Origin of the sequence: Bacteroides hominis, assembly GCF_033042785.2 — a bacterium.
In the GTDB taxonomy this organism is placed as follows: domain Bacteria; phylum Bacteroidota; class Bacteroidia; order Bacteroidales; family Bacteroidaceae; genus Bacteroides; species Bacteroides hominis.
The window spans coordinates 4462766-4485321 of sequence record NZ_CP178829.1 but is presented as its reverse complement, the minus strand read 5'-3'; the positions used below and the strand labels follow the sequence as shown (position 1 = coordinate 4485321).

The window sequence follows — 22556 nt, the reverse complement described above, 5'->3', positions numbered from 1 at the left end:
TTATTCAACAATCGTCATTTCGTTAATCAAATGTCCGCATCCTCCCAGTTTTTCAAGGATAAATAGTACATAGCGAATATCCAGATTGATACAGCGTTGCAGGTTGTTATCGAAATTGATGTCGCCACTCAGTGACTCCCAGTTACCATCAAACGCACAGCCAATCAGTTCTCCATTTTCATTCAATACCGGACTTCCGGAGTTACCGCCGGTAATATCGTTAGTAGACAGGAAGCAAACAGGCATTTCACCATTCGGTAATGCGTAGCGTCCGAAGTCCTTTTTCTCAATCAGCTCTTTCAGTTTGGCCGGGACCACGAACTCACGGTCTTCCGGGTTCTCTTTTTCAAGGATTCCATCGGTTGTTGTGTAATATTTATAATATACACCGTCTTTGGGGCTATATGGCTTCACATTTCCGTAAGTCAGTCGGATTGTGAAATTTGCATCGGGATAAGATGGTGTAGGCAATTTCATTTCACCCAATCCACGGATATATGTTTTATGTAATAAAGCCAGTTCTTCCGGCAGTTTGCCCATCTGTGCAGCCAGGTCGGTATATTTATCAAATTTAGCACGTGAGTATTGTGTGGCTATATCTTTTTCGATTGCCTTTACAGTTGGCTTTTTGATAAACTTATCAAAATTAGACTGATTTGCTAAAATTGAAGTATCATACATTGCATCCACGTATGCATTGTAGTCTCCTTTATATTCTTTTTCAATCACCTCGTAGATAGCGGGACGCTGTCCGGCAGGAACCATCTCTGCATAAAGTGGTAGCAAAGCTTTGGCTACTTTACGATCTACTTCGTGGTCGTAATCTTTATTATGGATGTTGTCAAACACCTCTTTTAATACCTTGATGTTAGCCTGAATATTAGAGTCGTTTTTCTGCTCTAACGCTTCTTTCAGTTTATCCATCACCAGATAAGGACTGCCAAATTCAATACCGCCGAAGAATGTTTCGGTCAGGCAGGTCTGCTGATATTTGATCGGAGAGGTTTTTGATACGGCTTCATTGATCTTAGATACAACCTGCATATAGTCAGTGTTATTTTTTTCTTTGGCGAATTGCGCAAATTTTGCTTCCTGGTCTGCTTTCGTGCCTAAAACATTATTATCGATAATGGCTTTGTTCATACCGATAGAATTTTTCCAATAATTGCTGGAACCTGCATATTTGTTGGCATATTGAATACGTACTTTGTCGCTGGCATTCATGGCTTCTTTCAGTACGTCCTGACGGGTGCCGCGGATGCGGATACGGGGAGCATTGCTTGCTTCCATACGCTCTTTTACTTCCGATACAGTGAGGTAACGGCTGGTACTTCCCGGGAATCCCATAATCATTGCATAATCTCCCTCTTTAAGCCCTTTGATAGAAATGTTCAGGTGCTTTTTAGTTTTCAAGGGTACATTGGAAGCATTGTATTCTGCCGGTTCTCCGTTGGCATCGGCGTAGATTCTGAACATTGAGAAGTCACCGGTATGGCGTGGCCACATCCAGTTGTCGGTTTCTCCGCCGAACTTGCCGATTGATGAAGGCGGGGCGGCAACCATGCGTACATCCGGATATACTTTCTTATAAAACATGTAGAATTTGTTTCCGGCATAGAAAGGCAATGCTTGCGGAACGATTCCTTTTTTTCCTTTCAGGTCACTCTTTTCGAACAATTCCTTGGCCAGTTTATTGAGAAAAGCACTGCTGAATGATTCTGTCTCGGTGATTTCTTTTGCAGCGATTTTGGCATTTACGATATTAGTGATGTCTTCTATACGTTCGATAAATGTAAACTTTAACCCCGGTGTAGGCAGCTCTTTGTCTCTTGAGGTTGCCCAAAAGCCATCTGTCAGATAATCGTGTTCAACAGAACTATGTTGTTGGATAGAAGCGTATCCGCAGTGATGGTTAGTTAATATCAATCCTTCCGGTGAAATGATTTCTCCGGTACATCCCCCACCGAAGATACCTACAGCATCTTTCAGTGAAACTCCGTTCGGATTATACAGGTCTTGGGCTTCAAGTTTCAGTCCCTGTTTTTTCATCATATCGATAGAGTGTTGTTCCTGCATCAGTTGCAGTAACCACATACCCTCGTCCGCCTTTGCGGAACAAACGACCAACGCAGTCAGCGCCAGTAAGTAAAGTTTGAGTCTGTTCATTAGTTTATTAAAAAATTAGTATGATTTGTTGCTTTTCTATTTTAATCTATGATCAATTTGTTTCCTTTGATAGCGTCCATCACATTAGCGGGCGGACGTTGGTTTATTAGTTCATTTTTCATAAAGTCCATGTAAGGAGCCACATGTTTGAAGAACTGATGATATCCTTTGCACAGGTAGTTGAGCCCCGGTTCGCCGTTTGCTGTGCGGCTGAAGCGATTCTTAGGGCATTCGCCATTGCAGGCAAACAGAAATTCGCATTCCTTGCATTGGGTGGGCAGTGAATTCTGTTTCATTTGTCCGAAAGACGTCTGGCGTTCGCTGTACATCATTTCTACCAGAGTCTGATTGTAAATGTTTCCCAATTTGAATTCCGGAAACACAAAATGGTCACATGAATATACATCGCCATTGAACTCCATTACACCGGCATGTCCGCAAGTTTTTGCCATAGAACAGACACCCGGTTGTTCTCCTACCCAGTTGGCAAGCGTTGAGTCGAAAAGTTGGATATAATAGTTACCTACATCTTCTTTCACCCACTCGTCGAAAAGTGTACAGAGAAAGTTTCCCCATTGTTCAGGAGTAACGGAGAATTCAGCTATTTTTCCATCTTCCCGTTGTGTCAGGGATGCCAGATGGCGTCCGTCTTTATGGGGAAAAATTCGTTCCACTATTGGGGCAAACTGAATATAATGGCAATCTAACTCCTTGAAAAAATGATAAAAGTCGAGCGGATAGTCTGCATTAAAATCGTTCACTACCGCCATGGCATTCCATTCTACTCCATGCTTTTTTAAAAGATTGATACCATTCATGACTTTCACAAACGATGGCTTTCCAAGTTTGTTCTTTCGGTATTCGTCGTGAAATTCCTGAGGCCCATCTATCGAAACTCCTACCAACCAATTGTTCTCACGAAAAAAATCGCACCACTCGTCGGTTAGCATGGTACCGTTGGTCTGTATACAGTTGTCTATGCTTCTTCCGCGAGCATATTTCTTTTGCAGTTCCATCGCTTTCTTATAGAAAGAGAGTGGACGCATCAATGTCTCTCCTCCGTGCCAGGTGAAGAGTACCTGCGGCATAGTTTGCGAATTGATGTATTGTTCGATGAACTTTTCGAGTAATTCATCACTCATCACATGTTTGGGATTTTCTTGATAAAGTCTGGACTTTTCCAGATAATAACAATAATCACATGCAAGGTTGCATACAGCCCCTACGGGCTTGAGCATTACGTATAGCGGCTTGGCAAAGGGTGCGTAGGTAGTAGACATTTTCTATATTATACGATTACAATTTTACGGGTTAACGGGCTGACTAATTCAATAACTCATTGACTATTTGTCAACTCCGAAAGTGCAAATTTAGATAAAGTAAATGAAAAATCCGTCCTTATATAGATGTTTATAAGGATTATTAAAGAAAAGAGTCTTACAAGTTTTAAATATTGATAAAATGTTTCATTTGCTTACGAATCCGTTGTACCTTTGTCACCGAAAAAGTTGTGTATCCTATGAATAAAGTATTGCCTTTTTTACTTTTGCTTTTTGTTTTCACTTCTTGTAGCCGTAAGTATAAGATTGAAGGCGCCTCTTCTGTAACCAGCCTGGATGGTAAGATGCTTTTTATTAAAGTGCTTCAGAACGGTGAGTGGCTTAATATTGATTCTGCAGAAGTGATACATGGATTGTTTTCGATGAAAGGCAAAGTGGATTCGGTAGTGATGGCTACACTTTATATTGGCGACGAGAGTATCATGCCTTTGGTAATTGAAAAAGGTAATATTCAAGTTTCAATTACAAATACTGAATTGGTTGCGAAAGGCACCTCCTTGAACAATGCACTTTATGCTTTTATTGATAAAAAGAACTCATTAGATATCCAGATAGAAGAGTTGCAACGTAAAGAGGCACGCATGGTGATGGATGGTGCTGACTTGGCAGATATTCATGAACAACTGACTCACGAAGGTGATTCGTTGATGCAGGATATGAATGGTTTTATCAAAAAATTTATTTCCGATAATTACGAAACGGTTTTAGGTCCAAGTGTATTTATGATGCTTTGCAGTACTTTGCCTTATCCGGTTATGACTCCCCAAATTGAGGACATCATGAAAGATGCTCCTTATTCTTTTAAAAATAATAAATTAGTAAAAGATTTTATTACAAAAGCGAAATCAAACATGGAGCTGATTGAAGAGCATCAGCGCATGGAACAAAATGCAACTTTAAATCGTTAAACTTTAAGTTTTTTCCGTATTTTTGCGAAAAACTTAATGAAAATGAACACGCACTTACGATTTAGTTATCTTTTTGTTGTTTTATTTGGTCTTTTGGTTGTATCATGTCATTCGACACCGGATACAGTTGTATTATCATTGTCTCAAGCTGAGAGAATAATGGAATCTGATCCGGATAGTGCTATGACTATTTTAAAGCACATCCCAACTCCTGAAAGCCTTCATGGCAAAGCTCAAGCAGATTATAGCCTGCTAATGACTCAGGCTATGGACAAGAATTACATGAAATTTACTTCGGATTCCCTCATTAAATTTGCGGTTGGTTATTATGGATCTTATACTGAAGATATTGTATCCAAAGGAAAAGCTTTCTATTATTATGGAAGAGTGATGGAAAGTCTTGATAAAGTGGAAGACGCTATGAAATTTTATTTGAAGGCGAAAGATGTATTAGGAAATAGCCATGAATATAAATTGTTAGGATTGATGTCTGAGGGAATAGGAAACTTAAATAGAAAACAAAAGCTTTTTGATGCTGCATTAAATGACTTCAGAGCTTCTTTACAATTTTATTCTCAAATACCAGATTCTTTAGGGATTAGTTTTGCTTATAGGAATATCGGTAGGGTATTTCTATATAAAGAACAATTGGATAGTGCATATCACTATTTTGATAAAGCTTTGCATATAGCTGATATTAAAAAATATCCGTCTGCATCCTCGATATTGTTAGAAGTCGGAGTAATACATCGGTCTGCAAATGATTATTTGGGCGCTGAGAATTGTTTTTTATCTTTTATAGAAAGGGAAATTAATAAAGACAACCTGTATTCAGGTTATTTAGCTTTGGGAAACTTATATCTTTATATGAATCGGCTAAAAGAGGCTAAAATGTATTTAGCTTTATGTCTTAAAAGTCCAAATATTATTGTAAAGAGAGATGCTTGTGAATGTTTATATGATTTAGAGAAAGAATTAAATAACTTTGGAGTAGCTATTGGTTATAAAGATATAGCTGACTCTTTACAATCAATAACTCAAGATATTGATATTCGAAATACCATAGCTGATTTGCGGAGTAAATATGATAGTGAAAAATGGCAAAAAGAAAGTTTGCAAGCCAGTATTGAGAAAAAGAATATTCTTTTGACAGGTTCATTTGTAGGCTTTATTGCTATATTAGTCATTATATATATTTATTATAAATATCGAATTAACCAGAAGTTAATCAGAGATATCAGCCAAAGGATTCGTCAGAATGCTACTGAGATAGAGATGTATCAAGAGCAAATACTCAATTATAGAAATTTACAAAAAGAAACATTAAAAGATTATCGAAATCAGATAGGAGAATTGCAAGGAAAAGTGTCTGTGCTTGAGGACCAGAATAAGACATTATCTATTCATTTAGTTGAAAAGAAAGGGAACATACCAGATAGTGACGATAATGATCTTTATTTGCTATGTCCGGAAGGTGAGAAATCCAGTTTGGTTATAGTAGATTGGGAAGGCAGGCCAATAGCGCGTTATCGTTTGGATGAAAAGATATTTTTCTTTTTTATCGATTCCGGCCGAAATCTTTTTTGTGGTATTAATTCGAATCATGAGCGGTCCTTTTATTTTCTCGATTTGGATATAAATTAGTAGATATTTATGAAATATTTGTATGTATTGTTAGCTTTTTCCTTTTTGTTTTCTTGTAAAGATGAGAACAAGAAACAAGCGGAGTCTATTTTGAAAGAATGGATGAATAAGGAAATTGTTTTTCCAAAGAAAATGTATTTTAGTATTCAAGGTAAAGAGAATGTTGATTTTCGTATAAAAGACACCGAATATAAGATTGTCGCCTATGTTGATTCTGCCGGTTGTACCAGTTGTAAGTTACATTTATCTAAATGGAAAGAGTTAATTCACTATATGGATTCTGTGCAGCCTGAGCATGTGCAGTTTTTGTTTTTCTTTTTTCCTAAGAATGGTAGAGATATATATCATACTATGCGGATGGATAAATTTACTTATCCGGTTTGCATTGATACTCTTGATCATTTCAACCAATTAAATCATTTTCCTTCAGATGTAAGATTCCAGACCTTTTTACTTAATCAAGATAATAAGGTTGTGGCAATGGGTAATCCTGTGCAAAATCCTCAAATAAAAGATTTGTATTTAAAGATTATTTCCGGTGGTAAAGCTGATTTAAAAGAAAATCGCACTCAGACCGATGTCGAGCTTGAAGACACATTAGTGGATTTGGGAATTTTCGATTCTAAGAAAGAACAAAAATGTATTTTTACTATACAGAATACCGGTAAGAATCTATTAGTGATTGATGATATCAACACTTCGTGCGGATGTACTACCGTAGAGTATTCAAAAGAACCGGTTCAATCAGGAAAATCGATAGATATAGCGGTAACTTATAAAGCTGAGCATCCGGAGCATTTTAATAAAACAATCACGGTTTATTGTAATTCGGAATCTTCGCCTTTGCAACTGAAGATAAAAGGAGACGCTAAATAAAGGTAAAAATATTGCCGGCTGACGATTGGGTTGTGGTGGACAAATAACCAAGGGGGGCGATTTTGTTCAATGGTTTATTTCTAGGAGTAGTTGGTAAACTTGCTGCAATTCATTGTAAGCCGGCTTTTTATGAAACATAGTATGATTGGGGTATCAGGAAAGAAGAAAATTATGATAAAGATCTATTTGCTTTGCGGATTATTGGGTGCTGTTGTCTGCTGTTCTTGTACGGAGAACAAGCGGCTGAAGTATGCTCTGGAGTTTGCCGGAGAGAATAGGGGAGAACTTGAGAAAGTTTTGGAACACTATAAGGATAGCGGGCTGAAACAGGATGCCGCACGATTCCTGATTGAAAATATGCCTCGTTATTTTAGTTATGAAGGGTGGCAGTTGGATACTTTAAAAGCAATTCATGCGGCTACAGTACATACGGATGGTTGGGTAAATAAGGAAGCTCGTAAAAAGTGGGAGCATTTCTCTTATCGGACTTTAAAAAGGGTATATGATGCTAAGGTAATTAGAGCTGAGTTCCTGATTCATCACATTGATCAAGCATTTGAGGTTTGGGAAAAACGACCTTGGAATAAATATTTGCCGTTTGATGATTTTTGCGAGTTGATTTTACCGTATCGGGTCGGGGATGAACCTTTAGAGGAGTGGCGTAGTTGGTATAAAGAGCGTTATGAATCTATATTGGATTCACTCTACCAAGGGACAGATGTTGTGGAAGCTACTGATTGTTTGGGAGCTTATTTGCGTCAGGAAAAAGATTTCAGGTATAGTGTCGAGCTGGAACTACCGCATCTGGGTGCAGGATTTTTGCTGGCCAATAGGGTTGGAAGTTGTGAGGCTTCTTGTGATTTTACGGTTTATGTCTTACGTGCTCTGGGTATTCCCGCCGCTACAGACATTTATCATTATGGTCCCGGGAAAGGGGCCGGACATGTCTGGAATGTATTGAGGGATACAACAGGGGGATATGTACCTTTCTGGTTTATTCAGACTAAAGTGGAACGGGGAGGAAATGATAAACGTGAAAAAGGGAAGGTGTACAGGCAATGCTTTGGAGCGCAGCAGGAAAAGATATCGGGTATCCGGCGTGATCAGTCGGTTCCGTTCCCACTGAAAGATCCGTATCTGAAAGATGTGACTGATGATTATTTTCCGGCAAACCAGGTTGAAATCGAAATTGATTCTCAGGTTAACAAGAAATACATTTGTTTAGGCGTGTTTACGTTGGAAGGGTGTATGCCAATAGATATTACATTGCAGAAAGGAAACAAAGCTACATTTACAAATGTGGAACCGGGCATTTTGTTTCAACCACTTTATTTTAATGGCCTTAAGTGGGTAGCGGCCGGATACCCTTTTCTTGTGGATGAAAAGGGAGAGGTGAAGTATCATAAGCCTGATTTTTCCAAAAAAGAAAGTATGGATCTGAATCGTAAATTCTTGTTACGGCAATATCTGAAAGATTATCTCAGTGCTGTGGTGGGAAGTAAGATAGAAGGGGCTAATCATTTGGACTTCTCGGATGCTTGCCTGCTGTATCAGATAGTAGATACTCCTAAAGTAAGCTATCAGGCAGCTTATCCGCCATCGGAAAAGAAGTATCGGTATATTCGTTACACATCACCTCCCGATAAGCCACTTCAACTGGCTGAACTACAGTTGTTCCGAAATTCAGATGATCAAGAGAAGCTTTGTGCGAAAGTTGTTGGTGGCAGTAATACTTTTATTGCGGATGACCGGTTCGATAGTTTAAAAGTGAATGATGGCGATGGGCTAACTTTTTTTCTCACCAAAGAAAAAGGAGCTTTTGTGACACTTGATTTAGGGAAAGCGGAAAAGATCGGAAAGATTGTCTATATGCCTCGTAACGATGATAACTTTATTCGGTTAGGAGATCAGTATGAGTTGTATTATCAGGATGGATTTAATGGTTGGATCTCGTTGGGTAAGCAAGTGGCTACAGAATTAACATTGCATTATGATAATATTCCCCAAAATGCAGTGCTTTGGCTCCGAAATTTATCAAGAGGAAAAGAGGAAACTGTATTTCGGAACGAGGCAGGTCGGCAGGTTTTCTTTGTGAAGTGGTAGAAAGATGAAAATATCAGACCATAAAAAGAAAACTATGTTGATTTTCTTTGTCGGGTATGATACAAATGCTCAAATGACCTGAATTTACTGCTTTTTGACCTGTAATTGTCCCTTAAAGCCCTTTTTTTTCTCAAACTTTGTGGCGTAAAGCTGACATAAAAGTTTGATTATCATGAAAAAAAGATTGAGAGTTCGTGGAATTTTATGGGGGATTTTATTGATAGCTGTATCAAGTTGTATAGAATCTGATAGGATTATGCATTATGCTCAATTTGAGCATACCATAAATTTGAAATCCGGTAGAGTACAGGTTCCTTCGGTGTTATTGTATCCACGGAGTTTAGTTTTATGTGATAGTAATCTGATAGTATTCAATGAAAAAATGGATACTATGTTTCAATGCTTCCATTTGCCGGATTTGACTTTTCAATATAGTTTTGGAACACAGGGGCAGGGACCGAATGATTTCGTTCTCCCTTCTATTACCCCTGTGAAATATCAAAAGAATGGATTTGTCATGTTAGACGGAATTAACCTGAAACATATTAGTGTTGAGAAAGATAAAACTACCGTACAGACTTCGACTTTAAATTATGGATTTAATTGTTTTAATGACTTGATAAGTATTTCCGATAGCAGCTACTGTTGTAATGGCGGCTTTGAGAATGAAAAAGAATTTAGGTTTCTTTATCCTGACGGAAATCATGAATCATGGGGAGAATATCCCGAAACAGAGGAACGTTTCGGATCTGTTTTGGGCAGGAATCAAGCGTATATAAAGATGACCGTCGCCAAGCCTGATAAGAGTTGTTTCGTTTCGTTCTACCAACATATACGCCGTTTCAGAATTTATGGCCAGGATGGAAAACTAAAAAGAGATGTAATTTTAGATCTTTTCCCAGGACAGGAATGTCCGGAGGTAGATGATAATATGAGGCTTATACATCCTATATGTGTGTACACGACGGATAATTACATTTATACGCTAAATCTGGATATGACAACAGAAGATGTAGAGGATAGGAAAACAACCCCTAATATTCAAGTCTTTGATTGGGAAGGGAAACCACTCATACAATATAAACTCGACTGTTTTATTAACACTTTTGCTGTTGATGAAGTTGCACATAAGATTTATGGCGTTTTTGTGGAGGACGAAGATCATATTTATGTATTCAATTTACCCCAGTTATGAAATTGACAGCTTTGCTTCTTTTAAGTTTTTTATTTTGTGCTCAGGTTGTTGCGCAAGTTTCTCAACCCCACGGAGATCTTTTGCGTGGTGAGACGTATGTGATTGAAGTGCCTAAAGGATGGAATCGCCCTTCTGCTGTGCGTTCCTGTGATGAACCTTTGAGGCGTACAAGAGAAGGGTATGAAACGACAAAGTTTATGAGGGTATATTCTAAGCGTAAAGATCGTTGTGGTTCTGTTTTGACTATTATAGAAGTACAAAACTGTAAATGTTATCAGGAAATATTTGAGAGGGACAGTGTTTCGGCATTAGCAGATGCTACTCGGGTAAAGGTTATATATAGATCGATTAATGGTAGAAAAAAGATGATTGTCTCTTCTTAATAAAGCCGATCGCCATCCGGAAACTAATGAATTATCAGCGCTACAGAAAGTCGAATGGTATTTGCAAGGGAATAAATGCGTGTATTATATTAGTTTCTCATCCTGTTCTATGTTTCTGGAGTTACTTCCACAGGTCAAAGGGATTGTAGCATCGTTAAAGGAAATCTGAGCGGAATTGATAATTTAGTATAGTATAAATATAGCATTTTATTGGTATTATGATAATGATTAGGAGTTTTGTATTTGTAGTTTTATTGGGGATAGTTGTAGGTTCTTGTCAGCAGGATAAGAAAACTGTAATTCATAGAACTGATGATTATACATTAGTAGCGAAGGAAGATAAATGTTTTCCGTTGGACAGTGAAACGGTTCAATTATCAGATTATTTACAATTGATCTATATGGATGGAAAACTGGTTTTTTCGTTTATAAATAACTATGATAACTCGATTGTACTGTATGATTACGGGACTGTGAAAAATATGGGTAAGATTAAGTTTGAGCAGGAGGGCTCGAATGGAGTTGGCAGTATTACTTCATACTTGTTTTTGAATAAAGATTCGATTTATTTGTATGATAGGATGACACGTTATCTGTACCTGACGAATGATAGTAGTCATGTGAAAGATAAGAAACGAATAGACATTGTCAGACGTTTGAAAGGAGATTCCATTTTTGCACCTTCTGAATTGTTTCCGCGTACAAATTCTCCTATTTTAAAAATAGGTGATGAATTATTGTTGTCCGGAACTCTTTTTTATGAATTTGAGGGTGAGAATGATTCAAATCGTCCTGTGATGGCTTTCTATAATTTGCAGAAGAACACTATTAGGTATTCTGATAGTTATCCATCTATGTATCATTCTGGAAATTGGGGAGGAAGTTTTACATATCGTTTCCCTTATTATACCTTGTCTCCTAATAATGAACTGGTTATTAGTTTTGCTGCCGATCATAATATAAGAGTACATCATGTAGACTCACTGCAATATCATGAGTTTTATGCCGGAACTAAAGAAGATATCGTTATTGAACCAGTTGAGAAAAGTCTTGATTTCGAACATTTTTCTCCAGAAGCCGATAGAGATCACTATGTCCATAGTTTGAATTATGGATGCATTCACTATGACTCATATAGAGAGGTTTACTATCGTTTGGCAGGACATCCAGACAGTAGTATTGATCCTAAAGAGGGGGTGCTGCGCAAACCAATGTCAGTGACTATTTTAGATAAGAACTTTCAAATTGTGGGAGAAACAATGTTACCCCAAGAACTTTATTTATTAAATCAATGTTTTGTCGGTCCGGATGGATTTCACATTCAAGTGGAGTCAGAGGATGATGATATAATGCGTTTTAAAACATTTGAACTATTAAAATTATGAGGAAACTGGATATAGTATGGAAATATTGTGATTATATCTAATGTGGGCTGTGGTGGATGTATTTCGGAGTCAGAGGCTTTTTTGAAAAGGAATATAAATGATAGTATTGCAGGTTAGCAATCCTAAAAAAGTAGAGTGGGATTTTGGGGATCCAGGGAACAGTTTTGAACAAACTATCCATATCCACAACGAAGATTATTCTAAAATGATATCGAAAATGTTACTTTATTAATGCGCTTATAATAAGGATGTTACGTCTTTATTCTGCACCGTTATCTGAGTCTGTGTACCCGGGCTTGTGGGCCTGTGTACCCGGGCTTATGGGCCTGCATACCTGGGCTCATGGGCACAGGTATGCGGGACGGGATAAAGAAAAGACCATTTTCACTAAAGATAGCAAGAAAAACAAAATACAATAATAGACATAAATAGATAAAAAACCAACTATATGTATGTGCATATCAGATATTTATAGCTTATTTATCCCTTAAAAACGGAGGTGGAAGATGGAAGATGGAGGTGGAAGATAAATGGCTTAAAAACACGATCTTTCACCATGCTATTGTACTGATTATTAATAAATTAAACTTAAAAAGGTGGAAGATGGAAGATCGAAATGCGTTTTTTGTAGGAAAGTGTCTTTTCACCACAGGATTGCACAATACGGAAACCTTCTTAATCTTTTGTTTCAATCATTTTTAAACAGGATCTAAAACATTTGGTAATGTTTTTACGAATAAGATGTGTTTATAATTTAAAATGTATTATTTTTGCGAGTATAGAAAAAATATCATAATATGTAGCCTTGACTAATATATGTGGAAGAAGTTGTTATTGTATGTTTGTTTAATAACTATTTTGTGTTCTTGTCAGAAACAACATAGTGCTTATGCACCTCCTACGTTTCCGGAAGTAAAGAACATACATGCTCATCGTTTGTCGGACGAACTGCTGATCAGCTATCCTTTGGATATGGCTGTTAGTGAGGACTATATCTTTATATTGGCTTTGGTTGATAATACATGGTTGCAAGTATATGATAAGAGCACAGGCCAATTGCTTGGAAGTTTTGTAAGAAGGGGACAGGGACCGGGTGAAGTGACTACTGCAAACATGTGCTATTATGATGCACGTGAAAAGAACATTTCGGTGTATGATGAATCTTCTATGAAGTTATTGACTTATCAGTTTGATAAAGAGGATGATAATTGGGGAACATTGATAGAAGAACAGCCTTTTTATAATTTAGGAGCTACAGTACGCCGGGTGTGGGGACTTCGGGATGATAAATTTCTGGTGGATGGTCAGTTGGGAACAAAGTCGGATCAGCAAAAACGTTTTCAGATGCTGGCAGATGCCGAAGTGGTGGCTGATTACAGTGATTTTCCTATAGATACTCCGGAAGAACGTGCCGTTTGGTCATCGCCTGCAATTGCGGTATCTCCGGATTGTAAAAAAATGGTTGTGGGAACTTTATATGGAGGAGTCCTTGAATTATTTGATTTATCAAAAGGCATAGAATTAAAAGCAATCCGGAAATTTTATCCTCCGGTTGTGCAATATTTATCCGGAACTATCCAAAGCACAGGGGAGACTGTTTGGGGCTTCTCTGCGTTATGTGCCACGGATGAAAAGGTTTATAGTGTATTTATAGGTGACAAGAATCCCAATTTATTCAATAACTTATCTGTTTTTGATTGGGACGGCCGGGAATTAATCAAATATAATACTGATTGCCTCATTCTGAGAATTTGTGCTTCGATCCGGGAACCTAATAAACTTTATGGGATTGCTTTTTCTAAAACCCGGGAATTTTATTTGGTCTCTTTTACTTTCGATTCTTGACGGGAGATCGTATTAAAATATATATGTAGATATGAAGAAAGAAGTTTGGGTGAAACTGGTGAAACGAATCGGAAACTGGATTGTGAATATCTGTTTCTATTCTTGTGTGGCTTTTGTAGCCTGGATGGTATTACAGGTATTTTGCCTGACTTCTTTCAAGATCCCTTCAAACTCGATGGAACCGGCCTTACTTTCGGGAGATAAGATATTAGTGGATAAATGGACCGGAGGGGCACGACTGTTCAATATCTTTGCATCGTTACGGGGTGAGGACGTTCCTATCTATCGTCTGCCGGGCTTTGGCTCGTTTAAAAGGAACGATGTGCTTGTATTTAATTTCCCTTATCAGGATGGGAGTGATAGTATCGGATTCGATATAATGAAGTATTATGTGAAGCGGTGCATTGCTCTTCCGGGAGATACGTTGGAAATACGCAGGGGATATTATCATATCAAGGGGATAAAAGACAGTTTGGGGAATGTGAAGGCTCAACATCGGATTTCTCGGGTCAGAAGAGAGGATTCGCGAGGGATTGTGATAGATGCTTTTCCGTGGGACGGGCGTTTGGGATGGACCATTCAGGAGTTCGGTCCTCTTCCGGTGCCGGCAAAGGGGCAGGTAGTGAAGATTGATACGTTGTCCCGTTTACTTTATGGAAGATTGATTCATTGGGAGCAGAAAAAGAGATTGCAACAAAAGGGGAATTCAGTTTGTCTGGGCGATAGTGTGATAAGAGAATATAAGTTTATGGAGAATTATTATTTCGTATCGGGGGATAATATGGAAAACTCAAAAGATTCCCGCTACTGGGGCATGCTGCCCGAATCATATATTGTGGGAAGAGCATTTACGATATGGCGTTCGGATGATCCTTTGCGTGAAAAAATTCGTTGGGATAGGGTATTTAAAAAAATAAAATGACGGAGATGAGGGTAGATTATATACATATTATACTCCGTGGGGGACTTTTAGCGATAGTGTGCACATTGCTGTCTGTGGTATGGGTAAATGATCCGATGCTTCCGGCAGGTGAACTGTCCGGACAATGGGCTTATCTGGCAAAGGCCGCTATGGGGACTGCTACAGGACTTTTATTGTTGGCTTTTGTCTATTATAAAAAGAGGTATGATATGGGGAGGGATTTTTATCAGGTAGTTGTCTGGAGTCTTATAGCGTTGGCTGCTTCCGAGGCTGTTTATGGATTAAGACAACTTTATGGTTTTACTTCTTCCCATCATTCTCTATACTCCCTGACCGGGTCTTTTTTTAATCCGGGGCCTTATTCCGGTTATCTGGCCATGGTCTTTCCGCTTTGTCTGGATCAATGGCTAAAATTGCGAAAAAGGATAAATAAAAACTGGATCGAGTGGACCGGATATTATGGGGCATTGGCAGTATTGTTTCTTATACTTTGTGTGCTTCCGGCAGGTATGAGCCGTTCGGCATGGTTGGCTACGATTGTTTCCGGTATTTGGGTATATGGTGTACATAAGTCCTGGCCGGTACATCTGAAGAGGATATGGATGCGTAAAAAAGCAAAGATGATAGCAATTGCTTCGGCTCTGTGCATAGTCGTGCTGGTGGGGGGAGTTTGTCTGTTTTATCTGAAAAAAGATTCAGCCAGTGGACGATTGTTCATGTGGAAAATCAGTACGCAGGCTGTTATGGAAAAACCATTTACAGGCTATGGTCAAGGGAGTTTTGCACTTGCATACGGGACAGCTCAGGAAACTTATTTTGCAAAAGGAGATTATTCTCTACGTGAAGAACTGGTGGCAGGAAGTCCGGAGTATGCTTTTAATGAATATTTGCAGATTGCAGTCGAACGGGGAATTCCGGTTTTGTTCTGTTTCCTGGCTTTTGTTGGTTTTTGCCTGTGGCGAGGTGTCGGCTTGAAGCGTTTAGGCGCATGTGGTGGAATAATCTCGTTGCTGGTGTTTGCTTTTTCTTCTTATCCGATGCAGTTGCCCGCCTTTGTTATCTCTTTCGTGGTTTTATTGATGGCTTGTGTCGCAGATCGTTTTCTTGCCTGGCAACTGGTCTTTGCCTGTGTATTGGGGATTTCCGGATACTATTGGCAGCAGGCGGACGTATATAAAGAGTGTAAAGACTGGGCTAATTGTCGCATGTTATATCAGGCAGGAGCTTATCAAAGTGCCAAAGAAGGCTATGAGCGTTTATATCCGAAGTTGAAGAAAAGAGGGGCCTTTTTATTTGAGTACGGGCATTGTTTGCATAAATTAAAGGAGGCGGATGCTTCAATTTTATTATTAAAAGAGGCTTCTACCCGAAGTTGCGATCCGATGATACTAAATATTATTGGTAAGAATTTTCAGGAAAAGGGAGAATATGCTGAAGCCGAAAAATGGTTATTACGTTCCACTCATTTATTGCCGGGCCGGATTTATCCATATTACTTGCTGGCAAAACTGTATGCTGTTCCTGAGTATTTACAACGGGATAAATTACAGAAAATGGCGGAATTGGTCTTGACTAAAGAACCTAAAGTGCAGTCGACTGCCGTAAGAGAGATGAGAGAAGAAGTTAGGAAGTTACTTGTAAATGTAAGTAACGAAAAAAATCGTAAAAAGCAGAAAGGTAAATGATTAATATGTTTTAAATGCAAAAAAAAGTCTGCTTTTTCTTTTGGCATTTTAAATATTAGCAATTATATTTAGGGTCTCGATTGAGGTCATTCCGGCTTTGGTTTCAGTGCCGGCTATATTTGTTCTCCGGAAATAGGATATCAGATAAGCAGGTTTCTACCGTGAAGAGGAATGAGCATAATAGTGAGAATAGAGGATGAAATGTGATAGGATTATCTGATTTTTTACGGATTAACCGGGGTGAAATGTTTTTTGTCCACCTCTGTTTGTAACGTAAAAATCGTAAATGGCAAATTATCAGTATTTTAATGGCAGTGTGCCAGCAGAATTTAGTCCGCCATTTATTTTGTGTGTTAGAAAATAACCAACTATATTTGCAACCATAAATTAATAGAGAAAAGTTTAATAACATTATGAAAAACCAATATCCCTTCTATACGCTTTGCCTGGCATTGGCAATGCTGACAGCTTGTTCCGGTGAGAAGAAAGAAAGTGCTTCTGAAAAAGGAGTGGAAACTGTGTTGCCCGACACGAAAAATGAAGTGTCCGTTATGACCTTGAAGAAGCAGGTATTCAACCATGAACTGGTGAGTAATGGAAAAGTATCTGCCAAGGGAATGGCTGATCTGAGATTTGAAAGTGGTGAGGTGATAGCTCATATTTGGGTGAAGAACGGAGACCGGGTGCAGAAGGGACAAAAGTTGGCAGAGTTGGATAAGTTCAAACTTGACAATCTGTTGTCACAGGCAGAAGATGCTTTGAAAAAATCCGAGCTCGAGTTGCGTGATGTGCTTATCAGTCAAGGTTATCCGGCAGATGATATCAGTCAGGTACCTGAAGAAACCATGAAATTGGCGAAGGTGAAGAGTGGTTATGACCAAAGTAAATCGCAATATGAAATGGCAAAATACAATGCAGAGCATGCTACATTGATAGCACCTTTTGCCGGGGTAGTTGCTAACTTGTTTTCGAAGCCTTATAATCTGGCGAATACTTCGGAAATATTCTGTACGGTGATCGATATGCAGGGAATGGAAGTAGACTTTACCGTGCTGGAAAGTGAGTTGCCTTTAATAAAGAATGGAGATAAGGTGGTGATTAAACCTTATTCTGATGCGGCGACAGTACATGAAGGAAATATATCGGAAATCAATCCATTGGTGGACGATAAAGGAATGGTGAAGGTGAAAGCCCGGGTGAACGGGGCAGGCAGACTGTTTAGCGGAATGAATGTGCGTGTCAGTGTGCACCGTTCGTTGGGAGAGCAGTTGGTGATTCCTAAAAGTGCAGTGGTGCTTCGGTCGGGCAAACAGGTTGTGTTTACTTTGAAAGATGGAAAGATGGCTCAGTGGAACTATATTCATACCGCTCTGGAAAATGCTGACAGCTATAGTGTTGCCGATGGACTGACAGAAGGAGATACTGTAATTGTAACCGGAAACATCAATCTGGCACACGAAGCTCCGGTCACTATCATTGAATAAGGATGAATCACTAACACAAAACAATTATGATTAAATTCCTGATACAACGTCCCATTGCCGTATTGATGGCTTTTACGGCTTGCTTCATAGTGGGGTTGGTGACGTATTTCACGTTGCCGGTATCGTTGCTGCCGGATATCTCTATCCCAGAGATTACCGTACAGGTAGCAGCGAAGAATACTTCGGCACGTGAATTGGAAAACACAGTAGTGAAGCCTATCCGCCAGCAATTGATTCAAGTGGCTGCTTTGAAAGACATGTCCAGCGAAACACGTGATGGTGCAGGTATTATCCGGCTTAATTTTGATTTTGGTACCAATACGGATTTGGCGTTCATAGAGGTCAATGAAAAAATTGATGCGGCTATGAATTATCTGCCAAAAGATACAGACCGTCCGAAGGTGATTAAGGCAAGTGCAACCGATATTCCGGTGTTCTATCTGAACCTGACCCTGAAGACGGACAGTGCTTATGAAGAGACAGATCAAAGGGCATTTCTGAATTTATGTGAGTTTTCCGAATCGGTCATCAAGCGCCGTATCGAACAATTGCCCGAAGTGGCAATGGTAGACGTTACCGGATTATTGGAAAGACAGTTGCAGATTGTGCCTGATATGGACAAACTGGCTATGCTCGAATTGTCTATTGAAGATATTGAAACGGCTTTGGCACAAAACAATGTGGAGCCGGGGAGTATGACTGTGCGGGATGGATACTATGAATACAACATTAAATTTTCTACTTTACTTCGTACCTCGGAAGATGTGGAGAACATTTATATCCGGAAGGGAGACCGTATCATACAGTTGAAAGAATTCTGTCGCATAGCGGTGGTGCCGGTTAAAGAAAAAGGAGTATCCGTTTCGAACGGAAAGAGAGCGGTGACTCTTGCCATCATTAAGCAAGCTGACGAAAACATGGATAAAATGAAGGAGGCACTGTCGGAAACGATGGACTATTTCAAAAAGATCTATCCGGATATCGAGTTTAGTGTGAGCCGAAATCAAACTGAACTGCTGGATTATACGATATCCAATCTCCAGCAGAATCTTTCACTTGGTTTCTTCTTTATTTGTATTGTTGCCGTACTGTTCCTGGGCGATATCAAATCTCCTTTTATTATTGGACTGAGTATGGTGGTATCCATCGTCATCAGTTTCTTGTTTTTCTACTTGTGTAAGATGTCTCTCAACATCATCTCCCTGTCCGGATTGATCCTTGCATTGGGTATGATGATCGACAGTTCGATTATTGTAACTGAAAATATATCACAATACCGGGAAAAGGGCTATTCGTTGAGGAGAGCCTGTGTGGCAGGAACAAGCGAGGTGGTAACTCCTATGCTTAGTTCTTCTTTTACGACAATTGCCGTATTTGTGCCTTTGGTATTTATGAGCGGTATCGCAGGTGCTATTTTTTACGATCAGGCCTTTGCCGTAACGGTAGGACTGATGGTTTCATATTTTACAGGTATCATGTTGCTTCCTGTTTTGTATATGTTGGTCTATCGTACCGGAATAAAAGGAGGGCCGAAGTGGCTGAGGCTGAAGATTAACAATCCGTTGAAAGAACATACCTTGGATCGTTTCTATGATAAAGGAGTCGATTGGGTATTTAGCCATAAAACGCTGAGTGTACTGTTCTGCGTTATTTCTTTCCCGCTATGTATTTTCTTTTTCTTCTTTATTGATAAGGAGAGAATGCCGGACATCGATGAAAATGAATTGATCACCCGTATCGAATGGAACGAGAACATCCATGTGGACGAAAATCAGCGTCGTGTAGACGAGTTGTTCCGTGAGTTGCAGGGGCAATCTGTAGAGCAGACGGCCTCCATCGGGCTGCAGGATTACATCTTAAATCGTGAGCAGGAGTTGTCGTCATCAGAGGCAGAACTGTATTTTAAGACAGAAACTTCGAAGGAGATTGCTCCGTTGCAGTCAGAGATTTATAAAAGGCTGAAAGAGCGCTATCCCTTGGCGGTAATTTCGTTTTCTCCACCGGAGACTGTTTTTGAAAAACTGTTTGTGACAGGGGAGGCTGATATTGTGGCCGAGTTGTATGCCCGTAATAAAGACAAGGCACCCGAACCTGGTACCTTACGCGGACTGGAACAGACGTTCAGGCAAAAAACGGGAATACCTCCGACGGGTATTGCTTTCGAAAATCAGTTGAATCTTAGCATTAACCAGGAAAAGTTATTGTTGTATCAAATCTCTTATAATGAACTGTACCGGGTGCTGAGAACTGCTTTCAAAGAGAACAGTGTAGCTATGTTGCATTCTTATCAACAATATCTGCCTATCAGCATTGCAGGAGACGAAAAAACGGTCAATCAGGTTTTGCAGGAAACATTGATTCAGACCCAGCCGGATAGTAAGACGGGAGAGGTGAACTTCATCCCCTTGCGTGAGTTGATAAAGGTAACTCCCGCCGAAGATTTAAAGAGCATCACGGCCGGAAGAAACGGAGAGTATATTCCTTATAAATTCTATGGAGTGGAGGATGCCGAACAACTAATGACTGAGGTGAAAGAAGTGACTAATGAAACAGGAGATTGGGACATCGGCTTTTCCGGTAGTTTCTTTTCCAATCAGAAGATGCTGGACGAGTTGGTCGTGATTCTGTTCATTTCATTGTTGCTGATGTATTTTATTTTGGCAGCCCAGTTCGAGAGCTTTATGCAACCCTTGCTGGTGTTGATGGAAATACCGATTGACGTGGCGTTTGCATTGGTACTGCTCTGGATATGCGGACATACATTGAATTTGATGTCGGCCATCGGGTTGATTGTGACTTGCGGTATCGTGATCAATGACTCTATCCTGAAGTTGGATGCTATTAATGAATTGCGTAAAGAAGGGGTACCTTTGCTGGAAGCCATTCACGAAGCCGGGCGCAGAAGGTTACGTCCGATCATTATGACATCATTGACCACCATCTTCGCAATGGTCCCGTTGCTGTTCTCGTACGACCTTGGATCCGAGCTTCAGAAGCCGCTTTCCATTGCCATGATTGGTACCATGACGATCGGTACACTGGTGAGTTTGTTTATCATCCCTTTACTGTACTGGTTTATTTATAGAAATAAAGTAAAACGATAGATATGAAGAAAAGATATTATATAGTAATGGCAACTTTGCTGCTTGGAGTTTCTGTAGCGAAGTCTCAGGATCATATAAAACTTGATTTGCAGAAAACGATACAATTGGCCAATGATAGTTCACTGGAAGCATTCCGCACACAGAATATGTATCTTTCCGGTTACTGGGAGTACCGGACTTACAAGGCCAACCGTCTGCCGAGCCTTACTTTGAATATGACTCCCGCCGAATATAACCGGGATATTACCAAGCGATACGATTCGGAAAATGACTTGGATGTTTATCGTAGTCAACAGTCGTTTTATGCTTCCGGTAATCTGGCTATCCAGCAGAATTTCGACTTGACGGGTGGTACTTTCTATCTGCAATCTCAATTGGGATATATGCGCAGTTTTGGCGGAAGTAAGTCGACACAGTTTACCAGTGTGCCCATCCGACTGGGATATTCACAAAGTCTGGTAGGATATAATTCGTTCAAGTGGGAAAGAAAAATAGAACCCCTTAAATACGAGAAAGTAAAGAAGGAGTTTGTATATAATGTGGAGGCTGTATCCGTGCAGGCTACTACCTATTTCTTTAACCTGGCAATGGCGCAGGCTGAATATAATCTGGCCAAAGAGAATATGGTGTCGTCGGATACGTTATACAGCATTGGAGTACAGCGTCAGAAGATAGCAGCCATTTCGAAGGCGGACCTGTTGACATTGAAACTGGACGTGGTAAATGCACGCAATACATTGCAAAATAAAGCGAGTGCCTTGAAACGTGCTATGTTTTCTTTGGTTTCTTTCCTGAATTTGGATAAGAATACGGTTATTGATATCGATTTGCCCGTACGTCCGCAGGAATTGGTGATACCTGTGGATAAGGCTTTGCAGATGGCACATGAAAACAATCCTCAGCTACTGGGATTGAAGCAGAATGTACTTGAAGCCGAACGCAATGTGGATAAAACCAAAAAAGAATCACGTTTTAATGCGAGTGTGAACGCCAGTATCGGTTTCAACCAGGTAGCTGATAACTTTGGGGATGTGTACCATAAACCCATGCAGCAGGATTTGGTGTCGGTCAGTGTCAGCATTCCATTGGTGGACTGGGGGGTAAGAAAGGGTAAGTATAACATGGCCCGCAATAACCTGAATGTGGTGAAGACTTCTGCCCGTCAGGATGAAATCAGTCTGGATGAAGAAGTGATTATGACTGTAAACGATTTCAATATCCAGCAAAACCTGATAACCAGTGCCGAAGAAGCACTTGATCTTTCCATTCTGGCTTATAACGAAACCCGCCAGCGGTTTATCATCGGGAAAGCGGACATCAACAGTCTGACTCTGTCCCTGAACCGTCAGCAGGAAGCACAGCAGAACTATATTTCCGCTTTACAGAACTATTGGCTGAACTATTATAAGATACGTAAACTGACGTTGCATGACTTTGCTACCGGAATCCCGCTGACTGAAAAGTTTGACTATGCGGGGGGACAATTGGTGAGATAGTGCTACCTAACATTGAAACG

General features: G+C 39.7%; 14 protein-coding genes and 1 pseudogene. 13 read left to right on the top strand and 2 right to left on the bottom strand.

Features of this window, described 5'->3' with window-relative positions:
• Nucleotides 1-2166 carry a S46 family peptidase gene (locus tag R3O62_RS18990; protein WP_186992787.1) on the bottom strand — a complete coding sequence of 722 codons (2166 nt, stop codon included), beginning with the start codon at nt 2164-2166 and terminating at the stop codon, nt 1-3.
• Between the two features lie 41 nt (nt 2167-2207).
• Complete coding sequence (locus R3O62_RS18985) at nt 2208-3446, bottom strand: anaerobic sulfatase-maturation protein (protein ID WP_032530728.1); 1239 nt, start codon at nt 3444-3446, stop codon at nt 2208-2210.
• A 239-nt stretch (nt 3447-3685) separates the two neighbouring features.
• Here R3O62_RS18985 and R3O62_RS18980 point away from each other — a divergent pair, with 239 nt between their 5' ends.
• From R3O62_RS18980 to R3O62_RS18920, 13 genes and pseudogenes are all read left to right on the top strand, one after another.
• Nucleotides 3686-4414, top strand: a complete 729-nt coding sequence (locus R3O62_RS18980; RefSeq protein WP_005807430.1) for a DUF4369 domain-containing protein — start codon at nt 3686-3688, stop codon at nt 4412-4414.
• A gap of 42 nt (nt 4415-4456) precedes the next feature.
• Complete coding sequence (locus tag R3O62_RS18975) at nt 4457-6058, top strand: tetratricopeptide repeat protein (protein ID WP_317472795.1); 1602 nt, start codon at nt 4457-4459, stop codon at nt 6056-6058.
• A gap of 9 nt (nt 6059-6067) precedes the next feature.
• Complete coding sequence (locus R3O62_RS18970; RefSeq protein WP_022012457.1) at nt 6068-6934, top strand: DUF1573 domain-containing protein; 867 nt, start codon at nt 6068-6070, stop codon at nt 6932-6934.
• Between the two features lie 141 nt (nt 6935-7075).
• The gene (locus R3O62_RS18965; RefSeq protein ID WP_269110042.1) at nt 7076-9037 is read left to right on the top strand and encodes a transglutaminase domain-containing protein; all 1962 of its coding nucleotides are present in this window, start codon (nt 7076-7078) and stop codon (nt 9035-9037) included.
• A gap of 184 nt (nt 9038-9221) precedes the next feature.
• Nucleotides 9222-10232: a BF3164 family lipoprotein gene (locus tag R3O62_RS18960; RefSeq protein ID WP_317472829.1), complete on the top strand. Its 1011-nt coding sequence runs from the start codon at nt 9222-9224 to the stop codon at nt 10230-10232.
• A complete protein-coding gene (locus R3O62_RS18955) occupies nt 10229-10615 on the top strand; it encodes a hypothetical protein (RefSeq protein ID WP_317472794.1) in 387 nt (128 codons plus the stop codon). Before R3O62_RS18960 ends, R3O62_RS18955 begins: the two co-directional genes overlap by 4 nt.
• Before the next feature lie 218 nt (nt 10616-10833).
• The gene (locus R3O62_RS18950) at nt 10834-12000 is read left to right on the top strand and encodes a DUF4221 family protein (RefSeq protein ID WP_032535768.1); all 1167 of its coding nucleotides are present in this window, start codon (nt 10834-10836) and stop codon (nt 11998-12000) included.
• 816 nt (nt 12001-12816) lie between these two features.
• Nucleotides 12817-13845 (top strand): BF3164 family lipoprotein, encoded by a 1029-nt coding sequence (locus tag R3O62_RS18945; RefSeq protein ID WP_234212359.1) that lies wholly within the window; start codon nt 12817-12819, stop codon nt 13843-13845.
• Between the two features lie 31 nt (nt 13846-13876).
• Entirely contained in the window at nt 13877-14767 is an 891-nt protein-coding gene (lepB, locus tag R3O62_RS18940; RefSeq protein WP_032535770.1) for a signal peptidase I, read from the top strand.
• A pseudogene (locus R3O62_RS18935) lies at nt 14764-16456 on the top strand (O-antigen ligase family protein). The gene lepB and the pseudogene R3O62_RS18935 overlap by 4 nt, the downstream one beginning before the upstream one ends.
• 409 nt (nt 16457-16865) lie before the next feature.
• Entirely contained in the window at nt 16866-17936 is a 1071-nt protein-coding gene (locus R3O62_RS18930) for an efflux RND transporter periplasmic adaptor subunit (protein WP_005780239.1), read from the top strand.
• Between the two features lie 26 nt (nt 17937-17962).
• Entirely contained in the window at nt 17963-21040 is a 3078-nt protein-coding gene (locus R3O62_RS18925) for an efflux RND transporter permease subunit (RefSeq protein WP_005780238.1), read from the top strand.
• A 2-nt stretch (nt 21041-21042) separates the two neighbouring features.
• Nucleotides 21043-22536 (top strand): TolC family protein, encoded by a 1494-nt coding sequence (locus tag R3O62_RS18920; RefSeq protein WP_005780236.1) that lies wholly within the window; start codon nt 21043-21045, stop codon nt 22534-22536.
• Nucleotides 22537-22556 lie beyond the last annotated feature (20 nt).